We start from the raw sequence: 7,698 nt of genomic DNA on the forward strand, positions 1-7,698 counted from the left end.
CGTCGAGCGCGGGATTCCGGCCGTCGACCCGGACGCCGTCATCCGTCCCGACGGCGAGAGCGAGACCGTCGAGCCGTGCATTCCGGTCAACCGGTGCAAATCGTTCACGAGATAACGGTTTGTGAGTGCGTCGCCTGGCTGAGAGGGAGAAATCCGTCCATGCCAGCCACGACCGGATCCGTCGACGCGAGTACGGCCACAGCGGCAGAGGAAGAAGACGTTCTCGCAGCCCTCTCCCTGGCGTTCAGCGCAGATCCCGGGGTGCGTTGGTACTTCCCCACACCTCCGACGTACGACCGGTATTTTCCGGAATTTACCAGGGCGTACGGCGGGAAAGCGTTCGATCACGGGACCGCGTTCTACGCCGGCGATTACGTGGGCGCCGCACTCTGGTTACCGCCCGACGTGCAGCCGGACTACGACGCGATCGGCGCCGTGATGCAGGCCGCCCTTTCGGAAGAACAGCTCGCGCTGATGGACGAATTCATCGACCGGGTCGAGAAGAATCATCCGAGCGAACCGTTCTGGGAGTTGGCGGTTCTGGGGGTCGAGCCCGTACACCAGCGTAACGGGTACGGAAAACTCCTCGTAGAGCCCGTGCTCGAGGAGTGCGATCGCGAGGAGACGCCCGCATATCTCATCTCGAGTAACGTCCAGAACCTCTCGTTCTACATCCGCCAGGGGTTCGAAATCGTCGATACGATCCGCTTCCCCACGATGCCTCCGTTCTTCCCGATGCGTCGCGACCCACGAGCGTGACCGCACCGCTACCGACCCGTAGAGGGGCGAATACTCCGACGGTAGTCAGTACAGTCAGCACCCGTGCGTCGGGTGTTTGTCGGCCGAGGATGCGACTCGATCGCCGTCCGAACGGCGAGACGCTCCGCCTCACTCCACCCGGATCACGTTCCCGTCCAGATCCCGCGGGAAGTAGGTGAGCCACTCGATCCCGTCCTCGGTGATCGCGATCGTGTCGGAGTGGCGGTAGCCGTACTCGTCGGTGTAGATCCCGGGTTCGATCGTCCAGACGTTGCCCGGCTGCATGACGGCGTCCTCGGGATCGTAGCTCGTGGCCCCCGACTCGCAGTAGTCGCCCCAGCCCTGGTCGATGTACGGCGGCTCGTGGCCGTCGAGCCCGATGTTGTGGCCGACGTGGTGCTGGGCGAGGTCCGCGATCCCCTGCTCGTCGAAGTAGGCGTCGACCGCGTCGTCGACGTTCTCGATCGGAACGCCGGGGTCGAGCGCCTCGATGGCGATCGTCTGGGCCTCGAGCATGAGCTCGAAGTAGTGCACCTGCTCGTCGCTCGGCTCGCCGAGAAACATGGTCCGCTCGAGTTCGGAGACGTAGCCGTCGACGTTGGCGGACGCGCCGGTCACGAGGACGTCGCCCTCCTCGAGGCGACGGTTCGCGGTGTGGCCGTGGGGCAGCCGCGTCTGCGGGCCCGTGATGTAGCCCGCGTGAGCGGGACCGGATCCCCGCGTCTTGGCCACGTAGCGGTCGCCGAGGGCGTCGAGCATCGCCCGCGAGGCCTCGAGGGACGCGCGCTGACTCACCGTCGCGGGGTGGGCGCCCACCTCGGTGTAGTCGGCGAGGTAGCGGTGGGCGAGGTTGCCCCACCGGGCGGACTCGCGGATCAGGTCGATCTCGGCGTCGGACTTCTCCCAGCGCATGCGCTGGACCCACGACTGGGTCTCGACAGCGAGCTCCGTCTCGGCGACCTCGGTCAGGCTCGGCCCCTCGTAGCCCATCACGCCGGGGGCGCCCTCCGCGTCGGCGACGATCGACTCGACGCCGAGCCCCTCGAGCATCCCGACGGCGACCTCGATCGGCCGCCCGCCGGGGTAGTCGCTGTAGTGGTGGACGGCGTCGACGCGCGGGTTGGGCTCGACGCGCTCGACCTCCAGTCGCGGCACGGTGATCTCGATCGCGTCCTGGGTCACGGCGAGGACCACGGGGCGCTCGGTCTGGATGTGGTCGAAGCCGGTCAGGTAGCCGATGCTCGTCGCGCCGAACCAGACGCCGGCGTCGGCTTCGGCCTCGGCGATCCGCTCGCGGATCCGCTCGAGGCGGTCGTCGTACTCGGATTCGGGGAGTGCGGTGGCCATGTGGTAATCCTTTGCACAGGATGGTAAAAGGATTCAGGAGGCGGCGATCGGGATCGCTCCGGTTTCCGGGGGCGGCTCCGTAGGCGCTCGTCGATCGGCGTCCGGACCCGATCGCACTCGCCGACGTCGCGCGAACGGGACGGACGATCCGGCCGCCCGCCAGCTCGGTGAGCGGGAACCCGCCGACGGTCAGTTCGTCCGCGTTCCCGTCGATCGCGTCGAGGCGGGTCTCGTCCGCCACGACGCCGTCGGGACCCTCCGAACCGAATCGTCGGTAGTCCGACGGATCACGCGGCGAACGGGGTCGAATCCCCGCGTCGGAGAAAGAACGGCTGGACCTCGAAGCGGGCGGAATCGAACGGTGAAATCGCCCCCGCCCACGGGGCCGACGAGTGCGGGACGGCCCGGGCCTCGCGGAGTTGAAGGGTGCAGGTCGGCCCCGGCCCCGCAGCGTCGACGAGTGCGAGTCACACCCGCACCCGGAGCCACCGAGCGTGGATCGACCCCTGCTTCAGGCCTTCCGGGCGAACGCGAGGTTGCCCGAGATGTTCTTGATGTAGATCTCGACGACGTCGCCCTCCTGGGCGCCCGGCACGAAGATCGTGTACTTGCCCTTCTCGGCGACGCCGTCGCCCTTGCGACCGGTGCCGGTGATCTCGACGGTGTAGGTCTGACCCTCCTCGACCGCGTCCCGCTGTTGGTGTTGTTGCTGACTCGTCGAGCGCTTCGTCACCGGACGGAACGCCCCGCAGGCGTCACAGCGAAGCATCGGGGTGCGGTCCTCGCGGACGAGGCGCGTGTCGGGCAGGCCGCACTCCGAACAGAGGACGTACTCGTCGACGTAGGCGTCGATCGCCGCCCCGAAGTCCTGCTGAGAGAAGTTGCCGTTGTACCGGCCCCGGCCGTCCTCGAACTTGCCGCTGGTGCCCAGCTCGCGCTGGACGAAGCGGTGGAGGTGCTCGGCCTCGCGGTCGAGCACGTCGGCGATCTCGCCCATGTTCCGAAAGCGGGTGAAGGCGCCGTCCTTCTGGGGCTGCGGGTCCGGAATGTCGAGGCGCTGCTCCTCGCCCCCGATGTCGGGAACGTTCTCCATCGCGCGGTCGAGACTCGACTCGTAATCCATGTGCGTTCGAAGTCGGGCGCGACGTAAAGCCGTTCTGCTATCGGTTTCGACGGGCTGGGACCGGTTGCGCCCGGTCCGGCGGGTGACCCTCGCGACGCGACCGGTCCGGCGAGTGACCCCGGCGCCCCGACGCGTCGGCCACGGCGCCGACGAGCCGGAGCGCGTCGGGTCGCACGTCGTCGACCCGCGGGGCCCGATCGTGACCACGCGCGCCGGCGGACCACCATTCTCCGGACCGCACCGGCGGAGTCACGACTCCCGAGCCGCCTCACGCCACCGCTACGTAGGCGACGAAGGCGGCGTATCCGACGAGAACGATCGCGCCCACGTACAGCCACGAACCGCGAGCGTCGGGCCAGTCCTCGGCGCCGGGCCGCAGGATTCGATACGCCCCGACGGCGATCCACGCCGCCCCGACGACCGTCAACCCGACCGCGGCGGTCACGTCGCCCGGGTGGGTCGCGTGCGTGAGGCCCGCGTGGATCAGCGTGACGAAACCGAACGCGCACAGCCAGAGCGAGAGGAGTCGCGCAGGGCGCATGTTCCCGCGTAGGTCCGGCCCAGGGATAGTTTCGAGGGACGAAGCGACGACCGGCGTCGGAGCCCGCCGAGGCGCCGACCGGCTCGGACGACCGAGGCCGTCGGGCGCCGGCACCGTCACGCCTCCCTGACGGTTAGCCGAAACCGACATTCATTTCGTCATCTAGTGCACGGTAACGAAGGGTACTTACCGGGCGCCACCGTCCCCCTTCCAATGAGTCAACAGGCAGAGCGACCGACCCGCGCCGACTCGTCGACGCCCGCCGCCGCCGATCCCGACCCGCTCGGCGTCGAGAGCGGCCTGGAGGCTCTGCAGGCGAGCCGGGAGTTCGACGGGCCGGTCGAGCCGCTCGACGGGCTCGAGGCGAACGAACACATCGCCCTGTTCTACGAGAGCGACGAGGAGCGGTTCTCGGCGGTCGTCCCCTACGTCCGCCAGGGGATCGAGCGCGGCGAACGGGTGATGTACGTCGTCGACGACGCGGAGGAGGCGGCCGTTCGGGAAACCCTTCGGTCGGCCGACTACGGCTTCGAGGGGGCGATCGATAGCGGACAACTGACGTTTCACACCGTCGCGGAGACGTACCTCCGCACCGGTCGGTTCGATCCCGACGACATGCTCTCCGTCTACGCCGAGGCGATGGCCGAGGCGACCGCCGAGTACCCGGCGCTGCGAATCACCGCCGACACGACGTGGCTGCTCGACGAGCACACCACGATCGAGGACTTCATGGCGTACGAGAGTCGCGTGAACGACCTCTTCCGTGGCGAGGACTGCATCGCGCTCTGCCAGTACGACTGCGGGGCGATGCCCGACGAGACCCTCGCCGACGTCGTCCGAACGCACCCGCACCTGATCTACGACGGGACGGTCTGTCACAACTTCTACTACACGCCGCCCCGCGAGTACTTCGAACCCGACGAGCCGGCCCGGGAGGTCCGGCGGATGCTCGGCACGCTCGTCGAGCGGACGCGAGCGAAAGTCGAGCGCGACGAGACGATCGAGGCCCTGGAGGAGTCGAACGAGCGCCTCCAGCGGTTCGCGTACGTCGCCTCCCACGACATGCAAGAGCCCCTCCGAATGATCTCGAGCTACCTCCGGCTGCTCGAGCACAAGTGCGGCGACGACCTCGGCGAGGACGCCGAGGAGTACGTCGCGTTCGCCGTCGACGGCGCCGACCGGATGCGCGAGATGGTCGACGGGCTGCTCAGCTACTCCCGCGTCGACATGCACGACGGGACGTTCGAGTCCGTCGACCTCGACGGAGTCGTCGACGACGTGCTGGCCGACCGCCGGCTGCAGATCGCCGAGACCGACGCGACGGTCGCGGTGGACGCGGAGACCGCGGACGGAGCCCTCCCGACGGTGCTCGGAGACGCGAACCAGCTCGAGCAGGTCTGCTCGAACCTGGTCTCGAACGCGATCAAGTACGGCGGCGACGAGCCCCGCGTCGAGATCGCCGCCCGCCGGCGGACCGACGACTGGCTCATCTCCGTCGCCGACGACGGCATCGGCATCGACCCCGCCTACGCCGATCAGATCTTCGAGGTCTTCAACCGCCTCCACTCCGTCGAGGACTACCCCGGCACCGGGATCGGGCTGGCGCTCTGCCGGAAGATCGTCGACCACCACGGCGGCGACATGTGGGTCGACTCCCGCCCGGGTGAAGGGGCGACGTTCTTCTTCACCCTGCCCGCGCCGGAGTGAGTCCGGTGACGGAGCCGTAGCCCGGTAAATTTCGGGCCCAGGCCCGATCCGCGCCGCTCTCCTCGAACGATCACCGGTTACGATCGTCGAGCGTTTCGAGGTCGCGCTCCGGGTTCGCCTCGTGGCGGTCGCCCGCCTCGCCGGTGCTCTCGCCGGAGACCGCCTCGCGGACCTCCTCGGCGCCGGTGAACTGCTCGTCGGCGAGGCGATCGAAGACGCTGCCGAGGGACTCCGTCTCGTTCGGCAGGTCGATCGGGTCCGTGGCGTACTCGCGGGAGAGTTCCTCGCCGGTGACCGGGTACTCCACCTCGCCGAGGTCCGCCTCGGCCCGCTCCAGGATCGACTCCGTAGTCTGGGCCCGCTCGTTCTTTCGCTCCGTGATGCGATCTTCCGCGCGGTCGCGGTCGGGCGTCTCCTCGACCATGAGCGGGGCTACTCGCGGATTCGGGTAGCGTCGGGGCTTGCGCTGGCCGGTCCGCTGCGGAGCGCGGATTCGACTCGGCGGCGCGCCCGCGGGACGGTCGCCCTCCGACCGGTGACTTTCTACCCCTCGGGGGAGTAGGGCCGACGAATGGGATCTCAACGGTCCGGTCGCGTCCTCGTTGTACGGGACGCGGGTCGCGCGAACGGAGCCGACGCGGACGCCGCCGATCCGCGCGATGCGCTGGAGGCCGCCGCCTGGACCGCCGAGGTGACGGCGGTCCCGTCGGTCGAGGCGGCGCTCGACCGGCTCGAGGGCGGCGCGGTCGACTGCGTCGTGACGGCCGCCGAACTCGACGACGGGAGCGGGATCGAACTCTGCCGTCGGCTGCGAGCGGAGCGCCCCGGCCTCCCGATCGTCGTCCACCCGGCGGCGGGCTCCGAGCGCCTCGCCGGCGAAGCGGTCGACGCCGGCTGCGACGCGTACGTGCCGTCGGACGCCACCGCAGCGGAGCTCCGCGAGCGGGTTCGTCGAGTCGCGGCGCCGAGCGAGGCCGCCGACGCCGGCGCCACGTCCGAATCCGTCGACGCTCCCGACGAGGGCTCGACCGGCGGCGCTCCGGACGAGCGTTCGACCGGCGGCGGTCGGCGGAGTCGGGCGACCCTGGAGCGCGAGCTGCGGGAGCTGCGCCGGTCCGAGGAGCTCCACCGGGTCACGCTCAACCACATGACCGACACGGTGCTCGTGACGAACGACGACGGCGAGTTCGTCTACGTCTGTCCGAACGTCCACTTCATCTTCGGATACACCGACGCGGAGATCCGCGAGATGGGGACCATCGACGAGCTGCTCGGCCCGGAGCCCGTCGACCGCGAGGCGCTCGCGCGCGAGGGCGTCCTGACCAACGTCGAGTGCGCGGCCACGGACGAGCGCGGCGAGGAGCACGTCCTGCTCGTGAACGCCAGGGAGGTCGACATCCAGGGGGGGACGATCCTCTACAGCTGTCGGGACGTGACGACCCGCAAGCGCCGCGAAGAGGCGCTGACCGCCCTCCATCGGACGGCCCGGGGGCTGCTGTACGCCGAGGCGGCCGACGAGATCGCCGAGCTCGTCGTCGCCGACGCCGCGGACGTGCTCGACCTCGAGGCGAGCGCCGTCTTCCTCCTCGAGGACGGGAAGCTCCGGCCCGTCGCGCGCTCGACGCCGATGGTCGAGCGCTGCGGCGAGCCGCGACCGTTCCGGGTCAACGAGGAGACGCCGGTCGGCTACAGTTTCCTGCAGCGGGAGTCGCTGTTTCTCGCGAGCGACGACCGGGACGAGCGCCGCGCCGGCGACGCGACGACGGCACCCGAAGACGTGGTGGCGGCGTCGCTCCCGGCGAACCCGGACGCAGACGTCGAGAGCGCGGCCTACGTCCCGCTCGGCGACGCGGGCGTGTTCGTCGCCGGATCGGCCGACGCCGAGCGCTTCGACGACGTCACCCGCGAGCTGGCCGAGCTCCTCGCCGCCGCCGCGGAGGCGGCGCTCGGGCGGGTCGCCCGCGAATCCGAGCTGCGCGCACAGGACCGCGAGCTCCAGCGCCAGAACCGGCGGCTGACCCGGCTCGACCTGATCAACGAGATCATCCGCGAGATCGACGCCGCGCTGGTGCGCGCGGAGACGCGCGAGGAGATCGAGCGGGCGGTCTGTGCGCGGCTGACTGGCCCGGACCGGTTCGCGTTCGCCTGGATCGGGGCCCCCGCCCCCGGCGAACGAACCCTCGAGGTGCGGGCGTGGGACGGCGACGGTCGCGGCTACCTC

General features: G+C 70.0%; 7 protein-coding genes. 3 read left to right on the top strand and 4 right to left on the bottom strand.

Annotation, left to right across the window (positions count from 1 at the left end):
- Positions 1 to 159 precede the first annotated feature (159 nt).
- Positions 160 to 759, top strand: a complete 600-nt coding sequence (locus QZT59_RS02060) for an N-acetyltransferase (RefSeq protein ID WP_290810645.1) — start codon at positions 160 to 162, stop codon at positions 757 to 759.
- Positions 760 to 888: 129 nt separating this feature from the next.
- Here QZT59_RS02060 and QZT59_RS02065 read toward each other — a convergent pair whose 3' ends face one another.
- The 3 genes from QZT59_RS02065 to QZT59_RS02075 form a co-directional block, all read right to left on the bottom strand.
- Positions 889 to 2,106, bottom strand: a complete 1,218-nt coding sequence (locus QZT59_RS02065; protein ID WP_290810648.1) for a Xaa-Pro peptidase family protein — start codon at positions 2,104 to 2,106, stop codon at positions 889 to 891.
- Positions 2,107 to 2,617: 511 nt separating this feature from the next.
- Positions 2,618 to 3,229, bottom strand: coding sequence for a translation initiation factor IF-2 subunit beta (locus QZT59_RS02070; RefSeq protein WP_290810651.1), 612 nt, complete (start codon positions 3,227 to 3,229; stop codon positions 2,618 to 2,620).
- A 268-nt stretch (positions 3,230 to 3,497) separates the two neighbouring features.
- Positions 3,498 to 3,770, bottom strand: coding sequence for a hypothetical protein (locus QZT59_RS02075; RefSeq protein WP_290810654.1), 273 nt, complete (start codon positions 3,768 to 3,770; stop codon positions 3,498 to 3,500).
- Positions 3,771 to 3,983: 213 nt separating this feature from the next.
- Here QZT59_RS02075 and QZT59_RS02080 point away from each other — a divergent pair, with 213 nt between their 5' ends.
- Positions 3,984 to 5,477, top strand: coding sequence for an MEDS domain-containing protein (locus QZT59_RS02080; protein ID WP_290810657.1), 1,494 nt, complete (start codon positions 3,984 to 3,986; stop codon positions 5,475 to 5,477).
- Between the two features lie 70 nt (positions 5,478 to 5,547).
- On the opposite strand, the gene QZT59_RS02085 is transcribed toward QZT59_RS02080, so the two are convergent.
- Positions 5,548 to 5,901, bottom strand: coding sequence for a hypothetical protein (locus QZT59_RS02085; protein WP_290810659.1), 354 nt, complete (start codon positions 5,899 to 5,901; stop codon positions 5,548 to 5,550).
- 147 nt (positions 5,902 to 6,048) lie between these two features.
- Here QZT59_RS02085 and QZT59_RS02090 point away from each other — a divergent pair.
- The coding region (locus QZT59_RS02090; RefSeq protein WP_290810662.1) for a response regulator at positions 6,049 to 7,698 on the top strand (1,650 nt) is incomplete at its 3' end.

Origin of the sequence: Halovivax sp. (genome assembly GCA_007119345.1) — an archaeon.
In the GTDB taxonomy this organism is placed as follows: Archaea; Halobacteriota; Halobacteria; order Halobacteriales; family Natrialbaceae; genus Halovivax.